General features: G+C 66.1%; 19 protein-coding genes. 5 read left to right on the forward strand and 14 right to left on the reverse strand.

Annotation, left to right across the window (positions count from 1 at the left end; all coding sequences use genetic code 11):
• Positions 1 to 109: 109 nt before the first annotated feature.
• The 3 genes from ASD28_RS28805 to ASD28_RS28815 are packed head-to-tail and all read left to right on the forward strand — an operon-like array spanning position 110 to position 6,504.
• Positions 110 to 1,678 carry a ShlB/FhaC/HecB family hemolysin secretion/activation protein gene (locus ASD28_RS28805; protein WP_056136931.1) on the forward strand — a complete coding sequence of 523 codons (1,569 nt, stop codon included), beginning with the start codon at positions 110 to 112 and terminating at the stop codon, positions 1,676 to 1,678.
• Positions 1,679 to 1,688: 10 nt separating this feature from the next.
• A complete protein-coding gene (locus ASD28_RS28810; RefSeq protein ID WP_056136754.1) occupies positions 1,689 to 5,756 on the forward strand; it encodes a filamentous hemagglutinin N-terminal domain-containing protein in 4,068 nt (1,355 codons plus the stop codon).
• Positions 5,722 to 6,504 carry a FecR family protein gene (locus ASD28_RS28815; protein ID WP_082577196.1) on the forward strand — a complete coding sequence of 261 codons (783 nt, stop codon included), beginning with the start codon at positions 5,722 to 5,724 and terminating at the stop codon, positions 6,502 to 6,504. The genes ASD28_RS28810 and ASD28_RS28815 overlap by 35 nt, the downstream gene beginning before the upstream one ends.
• 164 nt (positions 6,505 to 6,668) lie before the next feature.
• Here the strand turns inward: ASD28_RS28815 and ASD28_RS28820 are convergent, their stop codons facing one another.
• The 10 genes from ASD28_RS28820 to ASD28_RS28865 form a co-directional block, all read right to left on the reverse strand.
• On the reverse strand, positions 6,669 to 8,486 hold the full coding sequence (locus tag ASD28_RS28820; protein WP_056136756.1) for a PhoH family protein: 1,818 nt from the start codon (positions 8,484 to 8,486) through the stop codon (positions 6,669 to 6,671).
• A 221-nt stretch (positions 8,487 to 8,707) separates the two neighbouring features.
• Entirely contained in the window at positions 8,708 to 9,205 is a 498-nt protein-coding gene (locus ASD28_RS28825; RefSeq protein ID WP_267873886.1) for a peroxiredoxin, read from the reverse strand.
• Positions 9,206 to 9,241: 36 nt separating this feature from the next.
• A complete protein-coding gene (locus ASD28_RS28830; RefSeq protein ID WP_056136761.1) occupies positions 9,242 to 10,183 on the reverse strand; it encodes a polysaccharide deacetylase family protein in 942 nt (313 codons plus the stop codon).
• A 9-nt stretch (positions 10,184 to 10,192) separates the two neighbouring features.
• Positions 10,193 to 11,233 (reverse strand): bifunctional UDP-4-keto-pentose/UDP-xylose synthase, encoded by a 1,041-nt coding sequence (locus ASD28_RS28835; protein ID WP_056136763.1) that lies wholly within the window; start codon positions 11,231 to 11,233, stop codon positions 10,193 to 10,195.
• Positions 11,234 to 11,255: 22 nt separating this feature from the next.
• On the reverse strand, positions 11,256 to 12,173 hold the full coding sequence (locus tag ASD28_RS28840; RefSeq protein ID WP_056136765.1) for a formyltransferase: 918 nt from the start codon (positions 12,171 to 12,173) through the stop codon (positions 11,256 to 11,258).
• 88 nt (positions 12,174 to 12,261) lie between these two features.
• Complete coding sequence (locus ASD28_RS28845; RefSeq protein ID WP_056136935.1) at positions 12,262 to 13,245, reverse strand: glycosyltransferase; 984 nt, start codon at positions 13,243 to 13,245, stop codon at positions 12,262 to 12,264.
• Positions 13,246 to 13,256: 11 nt separating this feature from the next.
• Positions 13,257 to 14,426 (reverse strand): DegT/DnrJ/EryC1/StrS aminotransferase family protein, encoded by a 1,170-nt coding sequence (locus ASD28_RS28850; RefSeq protein ID WP_056136767.1) that lies wholly within the window; start codon positions 14,424 to 14,426, stop codon positions 13,257 to 13,259.
• Between the two features lie 77 nt (positions 14,427 to 14,503).
• Entirely contained in the window at positions 14,504 to 14,878 is a 375-nt protein-coding gene (locus ASD28_RS28855) for a 4-amino-4-deoxy-L-arabinose transferase (protein ID WP_056136768.1), read from the reverse strand.
• Between the two features lie 9 nt (positions 14,879 to 14,887).
• Positions 14,888 to 16,555, reverse strand: a complete 1,668-nt coding sequence (locus ASD28_RS28860) for a glycosyltransferase family 39 protein (RefSeq protein WP_056136770.1) — start codon at positions 16,553 to 16,555, stop codon at positions 14,888 to 14,890.
• On the reverse strand, positions 16,552 to 16,941 hold the full coding sequence (locus ASD28_RS28865) for an Mth938-like domain-containing protein (RefSeq protein WP_056136772.1): 390 nt from the start codon (positions 16,939 to 16,941) through the stop codon (positions 16,552 to 16,554). Before ASD28_RS28865 ends, ASD28_RS28860 begins: the two co-directional genes overlap by 4 nt.
• A 215-nt stretch (positions 16,942 to 17,156) precedes the next feature.
• Here ASD28_RS28865 and ASD28_RS28870 point away from each other — a divergent pair, with 215 nt between their 5' ends.
• Entirely contained in the window at positions 17,157 to 18,383 is a 1,227-nt protein-coding gene (locus ASD28_RS28870; protein ID WP_056136773.1) for a pyridoxal phosphate-dependent aminotransferase, read from the forward strand.
• Between the two features lie 29 nt (positions 18,384 to 18,412).
• A complete protein-coding gene (locus tag ASD28_RS28875; protein WP_036233023.1) occupies positions 18,413 to 19,732 on the forward strand; it encodes a homoserine dehydrogenase in 1,320 nt (439 codons plus the stop codon).
• Between the two features lie 59 nt (positions 19,733 to 19,791).
• On the opposite strand, the gene ASD28_RS28880 is transcribed toward ASD28_RS28875, so the two are convergent.
• The 4 genes from ASD28_RS28880 to ASD28_RS28895 all read right to left on the reverse strand — a co-directional run bounded on the left by ASD28_RS28880 (position 19,792) and on the right by ASD28_RS28895 (position 23,309).
• Positions 19,792 to 20,004 carry a hypothetical protein gene (locus ASD28_RS28880; protein ID WP_056136775.1) on the reverse strand — a complete coding sequence of 71 codons (213 nt, stop codon included), beginning with the start codon at positions 20,002 to 20,004 and terminating at the stop codon, positions 19,792 to 19,794.
• A 185-nt stretch (positions 20,005 to 20,189) separates the two neighbouring features.
• Entirely contained in the window at positions 20,190 to 21,473 is a 1,284-nt protein-coding gene (locus ASD28_RS28885) for a Glu/Leu/Phe/Val dehydrogenase (RefSeq protein WP_056136777.1), read from the reverse strand.
• Between the two features lie 223 nt (positions 21,474 to 21,696).
• Positions 21,697 to 23,043 carry a type II toxin-antitoxin system HipA family toxin gene (locus ASD28_RS28890; protein ID WP_056136779.1) on the reverse strand — a complete coding sequence of 449 codons (1,347 nt, stop codon included), beginning with the start codon at positions 23,041 to 23,043 and terminating at the stop codon, positions 21,697 to 21,699.
• Positions 23,044 to 23,045: 2 nt separating this feature from the next.
• A complete protein-coding gene (locus ASD28_RS28895) occupies positions 23,046 to 23,309 on the reverse strand; it encodes a helix-turn-helix domain-containing protein (RefSeq protein ID WP_056136781.1) in 264 nt (87 codons plus the stop codon).
• Between the last annotated feature and the right edge of the window lie 70 nt (positions 23,310 to 23,379).

Here is a 23,379-nt window from a genome sequence, read left to right on the forward strand (position 1 = left end):
TCCCGGCATTCTCCACTATTTTTCTCTCAAGCAAGTAAAACCTCTTTACACTCGTCGAGGGGCCCGGGGATGCATGGGCCAGAACAATAACGATATGGTCATCCACAACATGAAACTACGCTTGGCACGCCTGGTCGCGGGCTCGGTGCTGGCTGCCGCCGTCGGCGCCGCCTGGGCCGACGATGCGATCCGGTTCGAGATCAGCCGCTTCGATGTGAGCGGCAATACGCTGCTGCCCGCAGCCGACGTGCAGGCCGCCGTCGCCCCGTACACGGGCACGGGCCGCGATTTCGGCGACGTCCAGCGCGCGCTGGAAGCGCTCGAGGCGCTGTACCACGCGCGCGGCTGGAACGTCGTCACCGTCCAGTTGCCGGAACAGGAACTCAATGGCGGCGTCGTGCGCCTGCACGTGGTGCAGACGACCGTGCGCCAGGTCGAGGTGACGGGCAACCGCCGGTTCTCCGAGGCGAACGTGCGCGCGAGCCTGCCCACGCTGGTCCCGGGTGCGACGCCCAACCTGGCCGAGGTGTCGCGCAACCTCCGACTCGTCAACGAGAACCCGGCGAAGAAGGTCAAGCTGAGCCTCGCCGGTGCGAACGGCGAAGACGCGGTCGACGCGAAGGTCGAAGTGGCCGATGAGCGTCCGTGGAAGGTGATGTTCAATGCCGACAACACGGGCACCGAGTCCACCGGCCAGACCCACGCCGGCGTGCTGCTGCAGCATGCGAACTTGTGGGGCCGCGACCACGTGGGCACCCTGCAGTACACGACGACGGCCGAGCGCCCGGACCGCGTGGCCGTGTGGGCCGCCGGCTACCACGTGCCGCTGTACGCGCTGGGCGATTCGATCGACCTGTTCGCGAGCTATTCGGACGTCGACTCGGGCGCCGTCAACGCCGGCCTGTTCGACCTCGCCGTGAGCGGCAAGGGCACGGTCTACGGCGGCCGCTACAACCACGTGCTGCCCAAGCGCGGCAACCTGGAGAGCCGCATCGTCCTTGGCTTCGACGTCAAGGCCTACCGCAACAACGTCGTCTTCGGCACGCAGAACTTCGGCAACGATGTCACCGTGCGCCCGCTGAGCATCGCCTGGGCCGGCGGCCACGCGACGGCCGACGGCCAGGCCGATTTCTCCATCGCCCTGCTGCAGAACGTGCCGGGCGGCTCGCGCGGCAGCGCGGACGACTTCGCGGCCGTGCGCAGCGGCGCCAAGGCAGGCTACCGCATGGTGCGTTTCGCGGCCGCCTTCACCAACTTCGTGGCACACGACTGGCAGACGCGCGTGCTGCTGAACGGCCAGTGGACGCACGACGCGCTGGTGCCGGGCGAGCAGTTCGGCGCCGGCGGCGCGACATCCGTGCGCGGCTTCGGCGAGCGCGATCTCGCGACGGACACGGGCATCGTCTCCAACATCGAACTGTACACGCCCGACCTGTGCGGCCGCGCGGGCTGGCAGTGCCGCCTGCTCGGCTTCTACGACACGGCCTGGGGCGAGCGCAATCGCGCACTCCCGGCCGAGCTGCATCGCACCGCGATCTCCAGCACGGGCCTCGGCCTGCGTGTCTCGGCGGGCGGCGCGGCCAGCGTGCAGCTCGACTACGGCCACGGCCTGCACGTGGGCCAGGTGGCGGCCACCAGCAGGAACAAGCTCCACGTGCGCGTGGCGCTCGCGTATTGAGGATCCATCCATGACTTCTTCCATCCAAAGACGGCTCGGTGCGCTGCTGCTCGCGGCGTGTTACTGCGCCACCGGTTCCGCCGCGCCCACGCTGCCGCAGGTCGTCGCGGGCCAGGCGACGTTCAACCAGCAGGGCAACGTGTTCTCGATCACGAACACGCCCGGCGCGATCATCAACTGGCAGAGCTTCAATATCGGCGCAGGCGAGGTCATGCGCTTCATCCAGCAGGGCGCGGACAGCGCGGTGCTGAACCGCGTGCTGGGCCAGGACCCGACGAAGATCCTCGGCGCGTTGCAATCGAACGGCAAGGTCTTCCTGATCAACCCAAACGGCATCCTGTTCGGCCAGGGCGCGCGCGTGGACGTGAACGGCCTCGTGGCCTCCACGCTGGACATCGGCGATGCCGACTTCCGGGCGGGCCGCAAGCGCTTCCAGGCCGGCACCGTCGCGGGCAGCGTGCGCAACGAAGGCACGATCGCGACGCCGTCCGGCGGCCAGGTCTTCCTGATCGCGCCGCACGTCGAGAACACGGGCATCGTTACGGCGCCGGACGGCGACGTGATCCTCGCGGCGGGCCACAGCGTGCAGCTGGTGGATTCGAACGATCCGGACCTGCGTGTGGAGCTTTCCGCGCCGGCCGGACAGGCCATCAACCTGGGCCAGGTGATCGCGCAGGGCGGCCGCATCGGCATCTACGGCGCGCTCGTGAACCAGCGCGGCGTCGTCAACGCGGACAGCGCCGTCATGGGCGCGAACGGCCGCGTCGTCCTGAAAGCGACCCGCGCGGTCGCGCTGGACGCGGGCAGCGTAACGCGCGCTGCCGGTAGCGCGGGCGCGGACGGCGGCACGGTGCAGGTGCTGGGCGAGCAGGTGAATGTCGCCGCCGGCGCGGGCGTGGATGCGAGCGGCCGCAATGGCGGCACGGTGCTCGTCGGCGGCGGCTGGCAGGGCGGCGGCGGCATCATGCGCGCGCAGACCACCAGCGTCGCGAAAGGCGCCGTCATCCGCGCGGACGGCAGTGCCGGCAACGGCGGCAAGGTCGTGCTGTGGTCCGACGGCGCGACGGCGGCGCACGGCGTCGTGTCCGCGCGCGGCGGCGCGGCCGGCGGCAAGGTCGAGACGTCGGGCCATGCGCTCGACGTGGACGGCATCGCGGTCGACGCCTCCGGCAGCAAGGGGAAGAACGGCACGTGGCTGCTGGACCCGTACGACATCGAGGTCGTGGCGGACGGCACGGCGGGCACCGACAACGTCACCCGCGTGGCGCCCGCCACGTTGACGGCCCCGGGCACGGACGTCGTCCTGCAGGCGGAGCACGACCTCACCATCACGGACGCGCTGGACGCAGCCGCCAGCGTACGCGCGACGGCGGGCAACGACATCCGCATCAACGCCCAGGTGAGCGCGGGCGGCGACCTCGATTTCCGCGCGCAGAATGCGTTCACGCTGGGCGCCAACGGCCTGCTCAAGACCGGGAACTACATCGACATCAGCGCCAACCAGATCACGCTGGCGGGTGGCATCGCCGGTACCGGCCAGTTGCCGATCCTGACCCTGACGTCGGCCGATCCGGGCCGCGCCATCAGCATCGGCACGGGCACCGGCAGCACGGGAGCGCTGGCGCTGGACGAAGCATCCCTGCAGCGCCTGAGCATCAACCTGTTCGAGATCAACGTGGGCAACAGCGTGCACAAGGGCACCGTGTCCGTCGACAGCGCGCTCTCCGCGGCGACCAACGTGGTGCTGGAAAACGCCGGCGACATCCACATCGGCGCGCCCGTCGACCTGACCGCGAACGCGGCCAGCCGCTTCATCGCGAGCCAGTACGCCGATGGCGGCCGGATCGACGTCGCGGGCGGCGTGAAGGCAGCGAAATCCGTGCTGCTGCAGGGCGACCAGCTCGCCATCGGCGCGACCGTGTCCGCCGACAAGGTCACGCTGCAGCCCAGCAGCGCGGGCACGCACATCAGCATCGGCGGCACGGGCCAGTCCGACGGCTTCATGATTGGCCAGGCGGCCCTGTCCAATGTGCAGACGAACGATCTCACGATCGGCGGGCTGGCCGGCGGCTGGGGTGGCATCGACGTCGACGGCGCCGCGAGCTTCGCGGGCGCGAAGCTGACCCTCGATGCGGGCGCCGGCGAGCTGGCGATCAAGGCGCCGCTGGGCGCGACCGGCACCGTGGCGCTGGCGTCCAGCCTCGGCATCTACGAACGCGATACGGGCACCCTCAGGGCGGGCAACGTGGCGCTGCGCGGCGGCCAGGTGATTCTCACCGGCGCCAACGAGATCGGCACGCTGTCCGGCAGTGCGAGCGGCGACCCGTTCCACGTCGTGAACCGGGGCGCCCTGCGCATCGGCACCGTCGACGGCACGAGCGGCATCGCCGCGCCGAACGCCAGCGTGCAAGTCATCACCGGCGGTCTCCTGACGCTCGATGCCGGCATCGCCGGCGCCGGCGCGACCCTGGACGCGGCGGGCATCGCAGGCAGCGGCCTGCTGCAGGCCGGCACGCTGACGCTGAAGTCCAGCGCCGGCATCGGCACCACGACGAGCCCGCTCAAGACAAGCACCGGTATCCTGACGGCGTCCAACCAGGGCACGGGCAGCCTGCCGATCAACATCGCCAACACGGGTTTCCTCGAGCTGCGCCGGGCCGTGCAGGACGGTGAGGGCAATGCTGGCGCGATCGCCATCGACAGCGTGGGCGGCATGATCGTGCCCGCGTTCGACGTGAACAACGGCGTCGGCGAAGTGCGCACCAACAGCGGCGACATCAGCCTCACGACGCACAGCCCGCTGACCATCGACGGCCGCGTGGCGACGACGAGCGGCAACGTGCGTCTCTTCGCCGACAATGGCGGCGCCCTCAAGATCAGCGACAGCGCCAACGTCATGTCGGTCACCGGCAACGTCACCATCACGGCAGGCACCACGGAGATCGCGCCGAACCGGGTCACGGGCGCGCACGTCGACATCACTTCCACGAACGGTGGCACCACGACCCCGCCGCCAACGCCGACACTCGACGCCTGCCTCGCCGACCGCACCGCGGCCGGCTGCGCCCCCGTGCTGGCGGCCGCGCTGCAGGCCTGCACGGCGAATCCGTCCGCCCCGCACTGCGGCGAGATCATGCCGACGTACGAGACGTGTTCGGCCCAGCCCACCGCACCGGGCTGCGGTGCCATCATCAAGGAACACGATGCGATCACCGCGTGCATGGCCGACCCGAAGGCGCCGGGCTGCACGACCACGCTGCCCGTGTACGACGTCTGCAAGACGGCGCCGGCGACCTATGGCTGCGCGGTCGTCATCAAGGAACACGACGCCATCAGCGCCTGTATCGCCGATCCGAAGGCGCCGGGCTGCACGGCGACCCTGCCGCCGCTGGACCAGTGCCGCGCGGACGGCAGCGCCTACGGCTGCGCGGCCGTGCTGGCGCGCGCCCGGTTCGACGCCTGCCTCGCGAATCCGTCCGGCGCGGGCTGCGGCGACGTCCTGCCGAAACTGGACGTGTGCAAGCTGACGCCGTCGCTGGAAGGTTGTACGCAGGTGCTGGCGCTGGGCTTCCAGGCCTGCCTCGCGAACCCGCACGATGCGAGCTGCAGCGGCATCCTGCCCACGCTGACGCAATGCCAGGGCAATACGAAGCTGCCCGGCTGCGACGCCGTGCTGCCGACCCTGGCGCAATGCATCGGCAGCCCGAGCCTGCAGGGTTGCGACGTGCGCCTGCCGAGCCTCGCGGTGTGCGCGGCGGCGCCGAACACGGCGGGCTGCGAAGCCGTGCTGCCGACGGCGTCGTTCTGCAGCACGCATCCGGGCGACGCCGTCTGCGTGGTGTTCGGCGGCAGCGGCGGCGCCGGCCAGGATGCGAAGGGCACGCCGGTGGCCCAGGCGGTACAGACGGTCGTCCAACTCATCAACACGTCGACGCCCACTGTCTCCGGCAGCGGTGCCGACAAGAGCGACAAGGACGCGGCGGCCGCCAAGCCGGGCGAACGCCTGTCGGGCCTCGCGCAAGCGGAACTATCTGGAGTCAAGAATGAAAAACCTGCGACCAAAATGTACTGTAATTGAGGCGCTGGCCCGGGTCCTGCTGTGCGCCGTGCTGCTGTGCGGCGCAGGCGCGGCATGGGCAGGGCAGGCCGTGGGCATCGTGGAGCACCTGAGCGGGCCGCTGATGGACCGCAAGGCCGACGGCACCGTCAAGATACTCGCAGCGAAGTCGGAAGTGGAGAGCGGCGACACGCTCGTGGCGGAGAAGAACACCTACGCGCAGATCCGCTTCATCGACAACAGCGAGATCACGCTGCGACCGGGCACGACCTTCAAGATCGACAACTTCGCGTATGACGCCGACAAGCCGGAAGCCGACAGCGCCGCATTCAGCCTCGTGAAGGGCGGCCTGCGCTCGATCACGGGCCTGCTGGGCAAGCGCAACAAGGAGAAGTTCCAGCTCAAGACGCCGGCCGCCACGATCGGTATCCGCGGCACGACGTTCATCGCGCAGTGGGTCGAAGACGCGGCCGCGGCGAAGCAGGCGCCGGGGCCGGTCACGCCCGGTCTCGTGCCCGACCTGGCGCCGGGTCTGCACGTGGCCGTCCTGGACGGCATGATCGTCGTGACGAACCCGGGCGGCGCCCAGCATTTCCAGGCCGGCCAGTTCGGCTTCGTGCCCAACATGACCGTGCCGCCGATCGTGATCCCGCAGAATCCGGGGCTGAAGTTCACTCCGCCGCCGACGTTCAATATCGGTACGGGTGGACCGCTGGCGTCGCAGGGGCCTGCGGCGCAGCAGAACAAGGTGGATTGCATCGTGCGCTAAGCCGCACGGCAAAACAACGTCGCCCCTGCGCAGGCAGGGGCCCGATTTTGCGAGCGCTGCGGTAACGCCAGCAAAATTGGGTTCCCGCCTTCGCGGGGACGACGGTGAAAAAAAAGCCTGAGCACCTTTCGGCGCACAGGCTTTTTTATCGGGGAAGTCGACCGTTACAGCACGTCGCTCGCGTGATCCGCCAGGCGCGAACGCTCGCCGCGCGCCAGGGTCACGTGGCCGCCGTGACCCCAGCCCTTGAAGCGGTCGACCACGTACGTCAGGCCGCTCGAGCCCTCGGTGAGGTAAGGCGTGTCGATCTGCGCGATGTTGCCGAGGCAGAGGATCTTCGTGCCCGGACCCGCGCGCGTGACCAGCGTCTTCATCTGCTTCGGCGTCAGGTTCTGCGCCTCGTCGATGATGAGGAATTTGTTCACGAACGTGCGGCCGCGCATGAAGTTCAGCGACTTGATCTTGATGCGCGAACGGATCAGGTCCTGCGTCGCCGCGCGGCCCCAGTCGCCGGCGTCGCCGTCGCCCTTCATCAGCACTTCCAGGTTGTCGTCGAAGGCGCCCATCCACGGCGACATCTTTTCTTCCTCGGTGCCCGGCAGGAAGCCGATGTCTTCGCCGACGGGCACGGTCACGCGGGTGACGATGATCTCGTTGTAGACCTTCGTCTCCAGCACCTGCGCGAGACCGGCGGCCAGCGCCAGCAGCGTCTTGCCGGTACCGGCCTGGCCGAGCAGCGAGACGAAGTCGACTTCCGGATTCATCAGGAGGTTCAGCGCGAAGTTCTGCTCGCGGTTGCGCGCCGTGATGCCCCACACGTTGTTCTTGTTGCTGGAATAGTCGCGCAGGGTCTGCAGCACGGCGGTCTTGCCGTTGATCTGCTTGACCTGGGCGTACAGCGGCGCTTCGCCGTTCTTCGGTTCCAGGTACACGAACTGGTTGACGAGCAGGGTCGGGATCAGCGGACCCGTGATGCGGTAGAACGTGGACGAGTAGCCGCCCTTGATCTCCTGCCACGATTCGACGCCCTTGCCGTGCTTCGTCCAGAAGTCGTCCGGCAGCTGGACGATGCCCGAGTACAGCAGGTCGGTGTCTTCCAGCACGTGGTCGTTGAAGTAGTCTTCGGCGGCCAGGCCCAGCGCACGCGCCTTGATGCGCATGTTGATGTCCTTCGACACCAGCACGATCGCGCGGCCCGGCTGCTCCGCTTCCAGCGCGCGCACGACACCGAGGATCTGGTTGTCGGCCTTGCCGGACGGGAGACCCTCCGGCAGGGCGGCGCCGTTCAGGCGCGTCTGGAAGTGCAGGCGGCCCTTCGCATCCTTGTTGCCCAGCTTGGCCAGTGGAATGCCGGTCTCGATGGCGTCGTCGTCGACATTGGCGATCAGCGCGTCCAGCGTACGCGAGACCTGGCGTGCGTTGCGCGCGACCTCCGACATCCCCTTCTTGTGGTTGTCGAGTTCTTCCAGCGTCATCATCGGCAGGTAGACGTCGTGTTCCTCGAAGCGGAACAGCGAGGTCGGGTCGTGCATCAGCACGTTCGTGTCGAGCACGAACACCTTCGTGGTGCCCGACGTGTCGGCCTTGCGGCTCGCTTGCGACTTGACGTTGACCTCGACCGGCTTGTGCTTGGCCGGATGCGGTTCGTTCATGTCGCTCTCGCGCAGCTTGGCGCCGGCGCCTTCGGCCTTCGCCTTGCCGGGTTTCGCAGGCTTTTCGCCGCGTGCGGGCATCGGGGGCGTGGGTGGCGCAGCCACCGGCGTGTCTTCGCGCGCGGGCGCCTCGGCCAGCAGGGCGGCCTTCGACTTGCGCGGCTTCGTCGCCTTCGGGGCCGGCACGGCCGGGCCGCTGATCAGGTCTTCGACGGGGTCGTTTTCCGCTTTCGCGGTTGCGCGCACAGGCGTCTTGCCCGGTTCGGCCCTCGGGTAATCCTTGGCCAGCAAAATGGTTGCCGGCTTGGTGGGGAGTTTAGGCAGTGGCATCAGGTTCTCAATCCAGAAAAAAAGTCGGAAAAACGCACCGCACGGCACGCGCGCGCCGCCGGGCAGACAGATGCAACTGGGGGGAGCTGCGAGGCGCCGGCGAGCCCAGACGGGGGCCCTGGCCGGCAGCCAGATTGGAATGATGCGGTGAGGTAAAACAGTGACTCAAAATAGGCGAACGCTCGGCTAAAGGTTTGTAAGAACCATCGCCAGCCCGCTCTTCAAGGCTGGCTTTGTAGAAATTCCAGCACTTCTTGGACGTGATCATTGACTTTCACGCCACGCCATTCTTTCACCAACTTGCCGTCAGCGTCAATGACAAACGTACTGCGCTCGACCCCCCGCACTTTTTTGCCGTACATATTCTTCATCTTCATGACGTCGAACTGGGTGCACACGGCTTCGTCCGGATCGGAAATCAGTTCGAAGGGCAGGCCCAGTTTGGTCTTGAAGTTTTCGTGCGAGCGCAGGGAATCGCGGCTGATGCCGTAGACGTCGGTGTTCAGCGCCTTGAATTCGTCGTAGCGGTCGCGGAAGTTCATCGCTTCCGTCGTGCAGCCGGGAGTATTGTCTTTGGGATAGAAGTACAGCACCGTGTAGCGCGCGGGGCGACCGTTCAGTTGAAAAGTCCGGTCGCCGGTCATCGGCGCGCTGAAATTCGCCAAGGGCGCGGCGGCGCCGTCTGCGGTTGCGGGTGCTGCGGTTGGGCTTTCGGCCACGGTTTTCTCCTGTCTCGCGGCCCTAGCACCGCGTGCTTACATAGTCTTGTCGAGGATGATCAGTTCGCCCGATCGTCCCGGTAACTCGCCCCACTGGACCGGATGCTCGGGCAGCGGGTCGCCTTTTATCTTCTCATAATAGTCCGCCATCGAGGCAAGTCGGTAGCCCTGGGCTTTCCAACCTGACAACAGCTGCTCGAATATGGGGGCGAGTTTCTGTCCTTCAAGCTCTGCGTGCAAGGTATACACGTGGTCGCGTTGCGGATCCGCCGTCAGCTTGAGCAAATGGGCGGCGATATTGTTCTCGTCGATGACGGTGCCGTCGATCTCGCGGCCCAGCAGCTCGTCCAGCGTGGGCAGCGTGGTGGGCATCTGGATGTGCGACAGGCCCCGGTAGCGGTACGGGCCGAACTGCGGATCGGCCAGCGAGCCATCGTCGCGCAACTGGGCGCGGCCGTCCGACGCGTAGCGGTAGCCGACGGCGTCATGACGGGCGAAGGCATGCGGGTTCATTTGCCAGCCCGCCGCGCCGTGCGTGTGCGGCGGCTCGCCGAACACCTGCGTATAGCGCTGCTCGCTCTTCTTCATCATGCGGTCCGTCCACGCGGCATCGCGCCCGCGCACGTTGTCCTGCCACCAGACGTGGTCCCACGTGTGGATGCCGCATTCGAAGCCGGCGTCGCGCGCGGCGCGCATCTCGGCCGCCGCCTTCGCCCCGATGTCCGGGCCGGGCAGCAGCACGCCGTACATCAGCGTCCTGACGCCGTAGTGTTCAACCACGGACGTGCGCGACACCTTCTGGAAGAAGCCGGGACGCAGCGCGCGCCGCATCGCCCATCCGGTGTGGTCGGGGCCCAGCGAAAACAGGAACGTCGCCCCGGCCCCGTGCTTGCTCAGCATGCGCACGAGGTTGGGCACGCCTTCGCGCGTGCCGCGGTAGGTGTCGACGTCGATCTTGAGGACGAGCAGCGGTGCCAAGGTCGTTCCTTAATCGACGAGGGCCTGGGCCGCCGCGACCTGGCCGCGGTAGGCGTCGAAGATGTGGCGCAGCGCGTCCGCCATCGTCACGGTCGGTGCCCAACCGAGATCGTTCTTCGTGTTCTCGATCTTCGGCACGCGGTTCTGCACGTCCTGGTAGCCGGTGCCGTAGTAGGCGCCCGAGCTGGTCTCGACGATCTGCACCTTCTGCGCGCCGGCCGCGTATTCCGGGTACTCGGCCGCGAGCTTCATCATCATGTCGGCCAGTTCGCGGATCGAATAATTGTTGACCGGGTTGCCGATGTTGTAGATCTGGCCGGTGGCACGGCCATCCTTGTTCTCGATGATCTTCATGAGCGCCGCGATGCCGTCGTCGATGTACGTGAACGCGCGCTTCTGGTGGCCGCCGTCGACGAGCTGGATGGTCTCGCCGCGCACGATGTGGCCGAAGAACTGCGTCAGCACGCGCGACGAACCTTCCTTCGGCGTGTGGATGGAGTCCAGGCCGGCGCCGATCCAGTTGAACGGGCGGAACAGCGTGAAGTTCAGGCCTTCCATGCCGTAGCCCCAGATCACGCGGTCCATCAGCTGCTTCGCGCAGGCGTAGATCCAGCGCGGCTTGTTGATCGGGCCATAGACCAGTTCCGAGTTCTCCGGATCGAATTCGGCGTCGCGGCTCATGCCATAGACTTCCGACGTCGACGGGAAGATCAGGTGCTTTTTATATTTCGCGGCCGAGCGGACGATCGGCAGGTTCGCCTCGAAGTCCAGTTCGAAGACTTTCAGCGGCTCCTTCACATACGTCGACGGCGTCGCGATGGCGACCAGCGGCAGGATCACGTCGCATTTCTTGACGTGGTACTCGACCCATTCCGTGTTGATCGTGATGTCGCCTTCGAAGAAGTGCATGCGCGGATTGTCCAGTAGGTGCGCGATGCGGTCGGACGCCATGTCCATGCCGTAGACTTCCCAGTCGGTCGTCTCGAGGATGCGCTTGGACAGGTGGTGGCCGATGAAGCCGTTGACGCCGAGGATGAGGACTTTTTTCATGTGGGTTTTCCTGGATGCTTGTTCAGGCCTGGCCTTCTGCGAGTTGTGCCCGCAGTTCGGCAGGGGAGATGCGCAGGCCGTCGGCCAGCAGGCTGTGGATGACCAGCGCGCGGCCGTCGCCGCAGACGCCGAGGATGGCATTATCGATGACCGCAAGACCCGGCGAGAGGCCCTGAACATTACCGTTCTGTAATCGAGCGCGTTCGATGACGTAGCGGCGCGGCCCGACGTCCGTGAAGGCGCCGGGGTAGGGCGGGGCGACGGCGCGGTGCAGGTTGTACACCTCCTGCGCCGGTTTGGTCCAGTCGATGCGGCCGTCTTCCGGCTTGCGGCCGCCGAAGTAGCCGCCCTTCGTCAGGTCGTTGGGCGTGCGCGGCGCCGTGCCGGCGAGGAGACTCGGCAGCACGTGGTACAGCGCCAGCTCCGCGGCGACCGTCACCTTGCCGAACACTTCGAACGCGGTGTCGTCCGGCAGGATCGGGACGGCCTGCTGGGCGACGATGGCGCCGGCGTCCGGTTTCACCGTCATCTCGTGCAGGGTGGCGCCCGTCTCGGTGGCGCCGTGCAGCACGGCCCAGTTGGTGGGCGCGCGGCCGCGGAACGCCGGCAGCAGCGAGCCGTGCATGTTGTACGCGGGCGCGATGTCGAGGATCGCCTGCGGCAGCATGTGGCGGAAGTAGAAGCTGAACATCAGGTCCGGCTGCGCGGCCCGGATGGCCTCGGCCAGGTCGGCGCCTTTCGCATCGATCGGCGTGAGGTAGGGGATACTTTCGGTCTCGCACAGCGAGAGGACGGATTCGAACCAGATGTTTTCGGTGGCGCTGTCCTGGTGCGTGATGACGAGCGCGACGTCGACGCCGCCGGCCAGCAGCACCTTCAGGCAGCGCACGCCCACGTTGTGGTAGGCGAAGACGACTGCGCGTTTGCGGGGTTGGGTCATAGTGTTCGAGTCAATTTGGGATGAGCATGCAAAACACCGTCATCCCCGCTTTCGCGGGAACGACGATTTTATGGCCGCGGCCAGATACTCAGCGCGCGACCTGCCGCTTCTCGATCCCGTCGAGTTCCGCCAGGTCCGGCGGCACGCCCTCCAGGATCGTCGCGACGACGTAGCGCGGCCGTGCGCGCACCTGCTGGTAGATGCGGCCCACGTATTCGCCCACGAGGCCGATGCCGAACAGGATCACGCCCATGAAGAAGAACGCGATCGCGAACAGCGTGAACACGCCTTCCGCCTCGGCGCCCAGCAGGAAGCGGCGGAAGATGAGCACGATCACCAGCAGCGCCGACAGCAGCGACAGGGTCATGCCCAGCAGCGAGAACATCTGCAGCGGCACGAGCGAGAAGCCCGTCATCAGGTCAAAGTTCAGGCGAATGAGGCTGTACAGCGAATACTTCGATTCGCCGGCCGCGCGTTCCTCGTGCTCGACGACGATCTCCGTCGGCTTGCGCGCGAACTTGTACGCGAGCGCCGGCACGAAGGTGTTCACTTCGCCGCACTGGTTGACGAGGTCGATCACGTTGCGGCCGTACGCGCGCAGCATGTTCCCCTGGTCCGTGATGTGGATGTTCGTGATGCGCTCGCGCACCCGGTTCATCGCCTTCGATGCCACCGTTCGCCACGCGGAATCCTGGCGCTTGCGGCGGATCGAGCCCACGTAGTCGTAACCCTCGCGCATCTTGGCAATCAGCTTGTGGATCTCTTCCGGCGGGTTCTGCAGGTCGGCGTCGAGCGTGATGACGATCTGGCCGCGCGTCTGCTCGAAGCCCGCGAGGATCGCCATGTGCTGGCCGTAGTTGCCGTTGAAGAGGACGACGCGCGTGACGTCCGGGCGCTTGCGGTACTGCTCCGCCAGGATCGCCACCGAGTTGTCGCGGCTGCCGTCGTTGACGAAGACGACTTCGTACGCGATACCGAGCGCATCCATGGCGGGGTACAGGCGCGCGAACAAATTCGCCAGGCCCGCTTCCTCGTTATAGACCGGAATGACGACCGAGACTTCCGGTTTCATCGCCACCGCCGTCATTTTGCGAGCACCGCGCTGTTGAGTGCCGCGCTGTTGAGTACCGACTTTACGGCTGCGACGGCACGCTCGACGTCCGCGAACGTCATCGCATTGAACATCGGCAGCGTGACGGTCAGGCGGCCGATCTTCTCGGCGACGGGGAACATCCCTTCCTTGAAGCCGCGCTCGCGGTACAGCGTGAACAGGTGGATCGGCGCGTAGTGGTAGCCGGTGCCGACGTTGTGTTCCTTCTGCATGCGGGTCATGAAGTCGGCGCGCGTGCCGGGGCCGTTGTCCGGCAGGATGATCTGGAACAGGTGCCAGTTGCTCGTGCCGAAGGCCTGGATCGGCAGCTGGGCGCCGGTCTGCGCCTCGAAATCGGGGCCGAAGCAGTCGAAGTAATGGCGCGCCAGCGCGGCGCGGTGCGCCGTCAGCGCCTCCAGGTTCTTCATCTGGCCCAGGCCGATGGTGGCCATGATGTCGCTCATGTTGTACTTGCCGCCCAGGACGTCGACGTCGATGCCGTCCACGCCGCTGCGCGTCACGCCCTGCAGGCGGTACTTCTCGGCCAGGCGCGCTTCTTCCAGGTTGTTCAGCACGAGGCAACCGCCTTCGCCCGTCGTGATGTTCTTGTTGGCCTGGAAGCTGAACGACGCGAAGTCGCCGAACGAGCCGATGCGCTTGCCGTTCCACAGCGAGCCGATGGCCTGCGCGGCATCCTCGACGACGCGCAGGTCGTGCTTGTGCGCGATCGCGTACAGGCGGTCCATGTCCAGAGGCAGGCCGGAGAGGTACACGGGGATGATCGCCTTCGTACGCGGGGTGATCGCGGCTTCCAGCTTGTCCAGGTCCATGTTGCGCGTGACCGGGTCGATGTCGGCGAAGACCGGCGTCGCGCCCACCTCGATGATCACGTTGGCGGTGGCCGGCCACGAGATCGGCGTCGTGATCACTTCATCGCCCGGCTTGATGCCGGCGATGCGCAGCGCGATCTCCATCGTGCAGGTGCCGGAATTGAAGGTGCGGACCGGGCGGCCGCCGAAGTATTCCGACAGCAGGGCCTCGAATGCCTGGTTTTTCGGACCGGTCGTGATCCAGCCGGAGCGCAGCACTTCGCCGACGGCGGCGATGGTCTCTTCGTCGATGGTGGGCCGGGAAAAGGGCAGGAAGGGCAGCTCGGCAGTCATGGGAAACTCGTTATTTTCTTGATAAAGATATATGCGGGCAAAGCGGGCATTGTAACAGCGCCCTGTCCGACGCTAAATTAGGTTCTCGCCAGCAACACGACGCCCACCACGATGACGCCGATGGCCGCCAGGCGCTGCGGCGACACCGCCTCGCCCAGGAACATCCACGCGCCGAACGCGGACACGACATAGCCCAGCGACAGCATCGGATACGCGATCGTCACGTCCGTGCGCGACAGGCCGATGATCCACACGACCAGCGAGACGGCGTAGCACGCCAGGCCGCCCAGGATCGGCAGCTGGGTCACGACCTTGACGAAGGTCTCGAACCAGTTGCTCATGGTGAGGTGGATGGCGCCGCCGATGGCGTTGGTGCCCGCTTTCAGCAGGAGCTGGGCACAGGCGTTCAGGATCACGCCGGAGATGATGAAGGCAAAGGTGGTGAGGTTCATTCGGGAGTATCAAAAATTCGCGATGACGGTACGGCGCGCGTCCGCCGCCACGATGCGCAGGGGGACGCCCTGGCGCTGCAGGTCCGCGGCGATCTCGGGACGGGTGATCGCCACGTCGTGCACGCCCGCGGCCGCATCGAGCCGCCAGCGGGCGACGAACTCGGGAATCGTCGGGATCGTGAGTTCCGGTTGCTGCTGGAGGCCGAAGTCGAACTCGTCGCGGTAATCGACGAGCGTCACGGGACGGCCGAGATAGAAGGTCAGCGACTGCTCGTAGATGCCGACCGAGTAGACTTTCACGGCCGGATTCGCGGCGCCGGCGGCCTTCAATGCGGGCAGCAGGTTGACGCCCGCGCGCACCTGCCCGATCGGCTCGAAGCCGACGAGCAGCAGCTGCGTACCGGCGAAACCGGCGACGGCCAGCACGACGACGAACAGGTCGCGCAGCATCTGGCGTGCGTACAGCAGGGCGAGGCAGCCGCCGATCAGCAGCACGAGGCCGGCCGCCAGCACCCACGGCTGATAGGCCGCGTACAGCACGTCCTCGCCCGCATGCTTGGCGAACTTCAGCATGAACGGGACGGTGACGAGGAAGCCCACGCCCAGCAGCGCCGTCAGGGCCGCCGTGATCATGCGGCCGCGGCGCGTGCCGGCGTCCAGGTAGACCGCCACCAGCAGCGCGACGGCGGGGAACACGGGCAGGATGTAGCCGGGCAGCTTGGAATTCGACTTGGTGAAGAACAGCGTGATGAACGCGACCCACACGAGCAGCATCAGGCGCGGGCGGAATTTGGTCGTCTCGCCGTCGCGGCGGGCGGCGCCGATCAGGCTTTGCACCAGCACGCCGACCCACGGCACGCTGCCGGCGGCCAGCAGCACGAAGAAGATGTACCACGCCGCTTCGCGGTGGTGTTCCTTCTTGAGGAAGCGGTCGAAGTGTTCGTGGACGAAGAAGAAGTGCGGCTGCTCCGGATTCTTCAGCCCGACCAGCACGAACCACGGCGTGGCGATCAGGAAGAACAGGAGCAGGCCTTTCACGAGGTGCAGGCGCTTCCAGATGGCCCAGTCGCGCGAGAAGATCGTGTAGAACACGAGCACGCCGCCCGGCAGCACGAGGCCGATCAGGCCCTTGGACAGCACGGACAGCGCCATGCCGGCCCAGCACACGAGCATCCAGTTGCGGCGCTCGGACTCGGAAGCATCGTCGCGCTGGGCGATGAGCAGGGCGCACAGGGCCACCGTCATCATGCCGGACAGGCCCATGTCGAGCGAATCGATCTGGCTGCACGCGACCCAGTAGAACGAGGAGCCGAGCACCAGCGCGGCGTAGAAGCCGATGCGCGCGCCGAACACGCGCGTGCCCGCGACGCCGGTCAGGACGACGCCGAGCAGGCCGCACAGGCCCGTCCACAGGCGCGCCTGCCAGTCGCCGAGGCCGAACAGGGTGAACGACAGGGCGTTCATCCACGTCTGCAGCGGGGGCTTTTCGAAATACTTGATGCCGTTCAGGCGCGTCGTGATCCAGTCGCCGCTGGCGAACATCTCGCGCGCCATCTCGGCGTAGCGGCCTTCGTCCGGCGGCACGAGCGTGCGCACGCCCAGTGCGTACAGCAGGACGGCGGCAAAGACGATCAGCAGGGTCCAGGTGAGGGTTTTATTCCGGTGCAGGTCGTTCATGCGGCCTTCGCGTCCCCTTCGATGATCAGCGCCAGCGTCACCTTGCGGCCTTCGCCCATCAGGATGTTGTAGGTGCGGCAGGCGGCGTGGCTGTCCATGCTTTCGACGCCGATGCGCTGGCTGGACAGGCTGGTGACGAGGCGCGGATGCACGAAGCGCTGGCGCTCGCCGGTGCCGAGGATGACGACGTCCGGCTTGTCGGCCGCGATCGCCTCGAAATGCTCGGCTTTCAGGTCCTCGAAGCGCGTGACGGGCCACGCGCGCGGTGCCGTTTCGGGCATCACGAGCACGCTGTAGTCGAAGCGCTGGGCGTTGATCTCGACGCCGGCCCGGTCGTAGCCGGTGACAGTCTGGTATTTTTCGGTGCTGCTGGAATGGAGCTTCATGATGGCAAGCCGGGGAATGACAGGCACAGGGCGCGTATTGTAACTGGTTTCCATGACGTCCCAGCAATGGGCGGTTGCTTAATCCCCGCCAATTGGGCAGAATGGAATTTTTCGCATTGCAACAACGGGGGCGTCGATAAACCTACTTCGCTACGGTTTCTCGAAGCCCCCGGAGACGGTGCTGATGTGTTCAGATACATTTCCAAGGTGATATTTTGCGACCGATTCTGAAATCCAACAAGCTCGACGACGTCTGCTACGAGATCCGTGGCCCGGCGCTGCAGATCGCGCGCCAGATGGAGGAAGACGGCCACAAGATCATCAAGCTGAACATCGGCAACCTGGCCGTGTTCGGGTTCGACCCGCCGGACGAGATCGTGCGCGACATGATCCTCAACATGCAGAACTCGGCCGGCTACACGGATTCGAAGGGCATGTTTGCACCGCGCAAAGCGATCATGCATTACACCCAGGAAAAGAATATCCGCGGCGTCGGCATCGACGACATCTACCTGGGCAACGGCGCCTCCGAACTGATCGTGATGGCGATGCAGGGCCTGCTGAACAGCGGCGACGAAGTCCTCGTCCCGGCGCCGGACTACCCGCTGTGGACGGCGGCCGTCAGCCTGGCCGGCGGCAATCCCGTGCATTATGTCTGCGACGAGCAGGCCGGCTGGCTGCCCGACATCGACGACATGCGCAAGAAGATCACGCCGAACACGCGCGCGATCGTCGTCATCAACCCGAACAACCCGACCGGCGCGCTGTATTCGCGCGACGTGCTGCTGGAAATCGTCGAACTGGCGCGCCAGCACCAGCTGATCGTCTACGCCGACGAAATCTACGACAAGACGCTGTACGACGGCGAGGAGCACGTGTCGCTCGCCTCGCTGGCCGACGACGTCCTGTTCGTCACGCTGAACGGCCTGTCGAAGAACTACCGTTCGTGCGGCTACCGCGCCGGCTGGATGGTCCTCTCCGGCGAAAAACGCCATGCGAAGGACTATATCGAAGGCCTGAACATGCTCGCGTCGATGCGCCTGTGCGCCAACGCGCCGGGCCAGTTCGCGATCCAGACCGCGCTCGGCGGCCACCAGAGCATTGCGCACCTCGTGGCCCCCGGCGGCCGCCTCGCTCGCCAGCGCGACCTGGCTCACCAACTCCTGACCGATATCCCGGGCGTTACCTGCGTCAAGCCAAAAGCGGCGCTGTATATGTTCCCACGCCTCGACCCGAAGATCTACCCGATCGCCGATGACCAGCAATTTATCTGTGAGCTGTTGTCCGAGGAAAAAGTCCTGCTGGTGCAAGGCACTGGCTTCAACTGGAAGACGCCGGACCATTTCCGCCTGGTCTTCCTCCCCAATTCCGACGACCTGACGGATGCGTGCGGCCGTATCGCCCGCTTCCTCGATGGCTACCGGCGCCGCCACGCGCGCTGAGAACGACAGACAGCAGACAGTACATTCATATGAAACCCATCAAAGCAGGCTTGCTCGGCCTCGGCACCGTCGGTGCCGGCACCTACCACGTCCTCCAACGCAACCAGGAAGAGATCCGCCGCCGCGCCGGCCGCGGCATCGAGGTTGCGATGGTCGCCGTCCGTAACCTCGAACGCGCCAAGCGCATCGTGGGCAGCGAAGTCGAGGTCGTCGCCGACCCGTTCGCCGTCGTGAACAATCCGGATATCGACATCGTCGTCGAACTGATCGGCGGCTACGACCTGACGCGCGAACTGGTGCTGCAGGCGATCGCCAACGGCAAGCACGTCGTCACCGCCAACAAGGCGCTGCTGGCGCTGCACGGCAATGAGATCTTCGAGGCGGCCCAGGCCAAGGGCGTGATGGTGGCGTTCGAAGCGGCCGTCGCCGGCGGCATCCCGATCATCAAGGCGCTGCGCGAAGGCCTGTCCGCGAACCGCATCGAATCCGTCGCCGGCATCATCAACGGCACGACGAACTTCATCCTGTCCGAGATGCGCGACAAGGGCCTGGATTTCAACACCGTGCTGAAGCAGGCGCAGGAACTGGGCTATGCGGAAGCGGATCCGACCTTCGACATCGAAGGCGTGGACGCGGCGCACAAGCTGACCATCATGTCCGCCATCGCGTTCGGCATCCCCGTGCAGTTCGGCAGCGCCCACATCGAGGGCATCAGCCAGCTGCAGGCCGTGGACCTGCGCTACGCCGAACAGCTGGGCTACCGCATCAAGCTGCTGGGCATCACGCGCCGCACGACGGTCGACGGTAAAGAGGGTATCGAACTGCGCGTGCACCCGACCCTCGTGCCGGGCGCGCGCCTGATCGCGAACGTCGAAGGCGCGATGAACGCCGTGCTCGTGCAGGCCGACGCCGTCGGTGCGACGCTGTACTACGGCAAGGGCGCCGGCGCCGAGCCGACCGCCTCCGCCGTCATCGCCGACCTGATCGACGTGACCCGCCTGGCGACCGCCGACCCGTATTCGCGCGTGCCGCACCTGGCGTTCCAGCCGACGGAACTGGCCGACGTGCCGATCCTGCCGATGGAAGAGATCCGCACCAGCTACTACCTGCGCGTGACCGTGCAGGACCAGCTGGGCGTGATGGCCGACCTGACCCGCATCCTGGCCGACGCCGGCATCTCGATCGACGCCGTGCTGCAGAAGGAGCCGGGCGAGAAGGCGCGCACGGACATCGTCATCATCACCCACCAGACCCGCGAAAAATACGTCAACGCCGCGATCGCCAAGATCGAGAGCCTGGCGACGACCGTGGGCAAGGTGGTGCGCATCCGCCTGGAAAGCCTGGGCTGATCGTCCTCGCTCGAATCGAAGCCGCCGCCGTGCGAACGGCAGGCGGCTTTTTTTACGTCTCATGGTGCGGTGCGCCAGCGCCGCGCGAGCGGGATGGGAGACAGGCCGATGTGGCCGAGGAAGCCATCCGCGAATTCATCCACGCAGCGGCTTTCCGCCTGTGTCGGCGCGTGCAGCGGGGCGGTGGTGAGCGCCAGCAGGCGGCGCTCGATGTGGTCGAACAGCGCGTCGTCCGCGCCGGGCGATGGGGGAGGGAAGTCGGTCGTTTTCATCCGCACATCTTACCTGTGCTGCGGCGCACAAGAAATCATGTCCGAAGGCATGCTTGCGGTCGCTCAACGATGTGAGAATGTGCTGCAACGCATGCTTATCTGCGCGCAATGTGCGGCGAAAAATGGATTTTTTTGAAGTCGCGTGGCGTCATACCGGCAGGCGCGCCACGCGAGCTTCCGGGAGATTACGGGTACAGGCCGCGCACTTCACGCGCCTGCAGGATACGCGTGCAGGCCACGATGAACGTCGCGGTGCGCAGGCTCACCTTCTTCTCCTGAGCGACGTCCCACACGGCGCCGAACGCGCTCTGCATGATGCGGGTGAGGCGGGCATTGATCTCGTCTTCCGTCCAGAAGAAGCTGGAAAAATCCTGGACCCATTCGAAGTACGACACGGTGACGCCGCCCGCGTTGGCCAGCACGTCCGGCACGACGAGGACGTCCTTGTCGGCCAGGATGTCGTCGGCTTCCGGCGTCGTCGGGCCGTTCGCGCCTTCCAGGATGATCTTCGTCTTGAGCCTCGCCGCGACGTCCGCCGTGATCTGCCGCTCCAGCGCGGCCGGGATCAGGATGTCGGACTCGATGTCCCAGAACGCGTCGCGGTCCAGCGTCGCATCCGCGCCGGGGAAGCCCTTCACGCCGCCCGCTTCGGCCACGTGCTTGTGCAGTTGCGCGACGTCGAGGCCGTCTTCGCGCACGATGGTGCCCGTGTGATCCTGCACAGCGACGATCTTCGCGCCGGCATCCGCGAAGATCGTGGCCGCGGTGCCGCCCACGTTGCCGAAGCCCTGGATGGCGATGCGCGCGCCGGCCAGCGCCACGCCGCGCCGCGCCGCCGCTTCCTGGCCGACGACGAACACGCCGCGGCCCGTCGCTTCACGGCGTCCCAGCGAGCCGCCGAGCGAGATCGGCTTGCCCGTCACGACGCCCGTCGACAGATTCCCTTCGATCATGGCATACGAATCCATCATCCAGGCCATGACCTGTTCGTTGGTGTTCACGTCCGGCGCGGGGATGTCCTTCGTCGGGCCGATCAGCATGCTGATCTCGCTCGTGTAGCGGCGCGTGAGGCGCTGCAGCTCGCCCTTCGACAGGGTGGACGGATCGACGCGGATGCCGCCCTTGGCGCCGCCGTACGGCACGTTGACGGCCGCGTTCTTGACCGACATCCAGGCCGACAGCGCCATCACTTCCGACAGCGTCACGTCCTGGTGGAAGCGCACGCCGCCCTTGCCCGGGCCGCGCGACAGGTTGTGCTGGACGCGGTAACCCTCGTAGTGCGCGATGGTGCCGTCGTCGCGTTCGATCGGCACGTCCACGGTCAGGATGCGCTTCGGACGCTTCAGCGTTTCGACCCAGCGCGACAGGCTGCCCAGGTGCGGGGCGACGCGGTCGACCTGTTGCAGGTACTGGCCCCACGGGCCGAGGTCGTTCGGGTTCAGGTAGGAAGGGATGTAGTCGTGGCTCATGGCAGGTCTCCGTGTGTGATTCAAGGCTGAGCGCATCATAGGATGGGCTGCCGGAGCCTGGCCAATGCTGCTTGCGCATGCGGTCATGCGCAAAAAGCATGGCTGTGTTTGCGTGGTTTATGCGGGCCGACAGCGGTTGTCGCGGTCGAGAGTATTGTCATGATCGCGCTTACCGAATGGCGCCGAATGGCATGGACGTTCGATGTTCGTTTGTTGGGCGTTCTTAGCTTGGCGGCATTGCTTCCAGCGCGTGCGCCGCAGCCAGCACGCCATCCAGAACCTTGTCCGCTACGGCGGCCGAGAAGCCATCCGGAAGCTCACCGCGGACCTTCTCCACGACGTCCGGCGTGCGGGCGATGAACTCCTGGAGCAGCGGCTCCGCGTTATCGCCGTAGCCGACCTTTTTCGCGGTGCTGTTGAAGTGCCGTCGTTGGATGTCGCGCGCCAGATAGTGCCGGTTCTTGCCGAGAAGGGCCATCGCCATTTTGACTTCGTATTCCGACCACTGGTTCGGGCAAGGGCCCATGACGGGGTAGGCCGACATCACGTCATAGATGGGCGTCAGCTTGAAGCGGCCCGTGCCGGCCAGCAGCTGGATACTGAAGTTCTTGGCGTGGCCGTCCGGCGCACGCATCATCCAGAACAGCAGCTGCGACGCCATCAGCGTGCGCATGTCCTCTTTGGCCTGCTGCGACTGCTGGACCAGGGTGAAAATTTGCTTCAGGCCCGGGCCGCCTTCATTCTCATACTTCACCAGAGGCGACACGCCGGTGGCCTGGCAGAAGTCTTCCTGAACGAGCCGGAACAGGTGCTGACCGTTGGCCGAGCGCACCCGGTCGAAGCGCTCGACGACGAGGACACGTTGCTTGCCGAAGGTAGCAATCTCGGCGTTCGCTGTCGGCAGGCCGAATTCCTTGAACAGTCGCAGGCAGAGCCACTCGTTGTCGACCGAGGTCGAGAAGTCAGCTTTGCGGCCGCCGACCAGCCCGATTGGAAGCTTGAAGATGTGCGTCGTCGGCGTGGCGCCGCGCGGCTTCATCCATTTGCCATTCCACCTCAGGAACGCGTCCTTCTCCTGCGCGCCGGCCAGAGAAATCCGGAAGTCGTCGTCCGGGTCCCGCGGGCCGCCGCGCTGGTCTGGGTTCACCATGTCCAGCAGGTGGCGTTCGATGGCTTCGTCATCGACTACAATGCCGTCCACCTGGTCAAGACCCTCCGGCTGGGCGCCATCCGGCAGCAGCTGCAGGGCACCAACGCAGTCGCGGCCGATGGCGGCCAGCAGGTCGAATGCGTCAATGGAGCCCGTCTTGAACCGGGCCGCAACCCGTCTGCGAATCGAATCGCTGTCGGGCAGCAGGCCGTCGAAGTAGTGGGAGACCCGGACTCCCTTCAGCGGCTCATTGTGCAGGTTGAAGGGTAGCGACAGCGAGATAGGGCGGCCGCGCGGGGAGGCGCACCAGGCGGCATCGTACTGCAGCTCCGAGTTTCCGGCAGCATTGACCGTCCAGCGGCCGACATACTCTCCGTTGGCCCAGAGATTGAGGGTTTGGCTGTGCGAGCGACGGCCCATGATTACCATTCCGCCGAGTTGCTGGCCGCTGACGTGTCCCTCTCGCCGAGTTTGAGCTCCAGCTTTAGCGCCGAGCACCAGCTGAGCAGCTGCCTGATGCTGAGTTCCTCGGGGTGATTCTCGAGGTGCGAGATACGGTTCTGGCTGACCCCGACATAGCCAGCCAGCTCGGCCTGCGTGATTTTGTGCCGTTTGCGCGTGGTCTTGAGGAGCTGGCCGAGGTGGGACGCCGTAGAGAGCGTGTGGTAGTCAGGCGCGGAGGACATAGGAAATATCCGATATTCAGATACGTCGATTTTATCTGAGTAACAGATAAAGTCAATATATCCGAATATC

It is taken from the genome of Massilia sp. Root133 (genome assembly GCF_001426525.1).
Classification (GTDB): Bacteria; Pseudomonadota; Gammaproteobacteria; order Burkholderiales; family Burkholderiaceae_D; genus Telluria; species Telluria orientalis.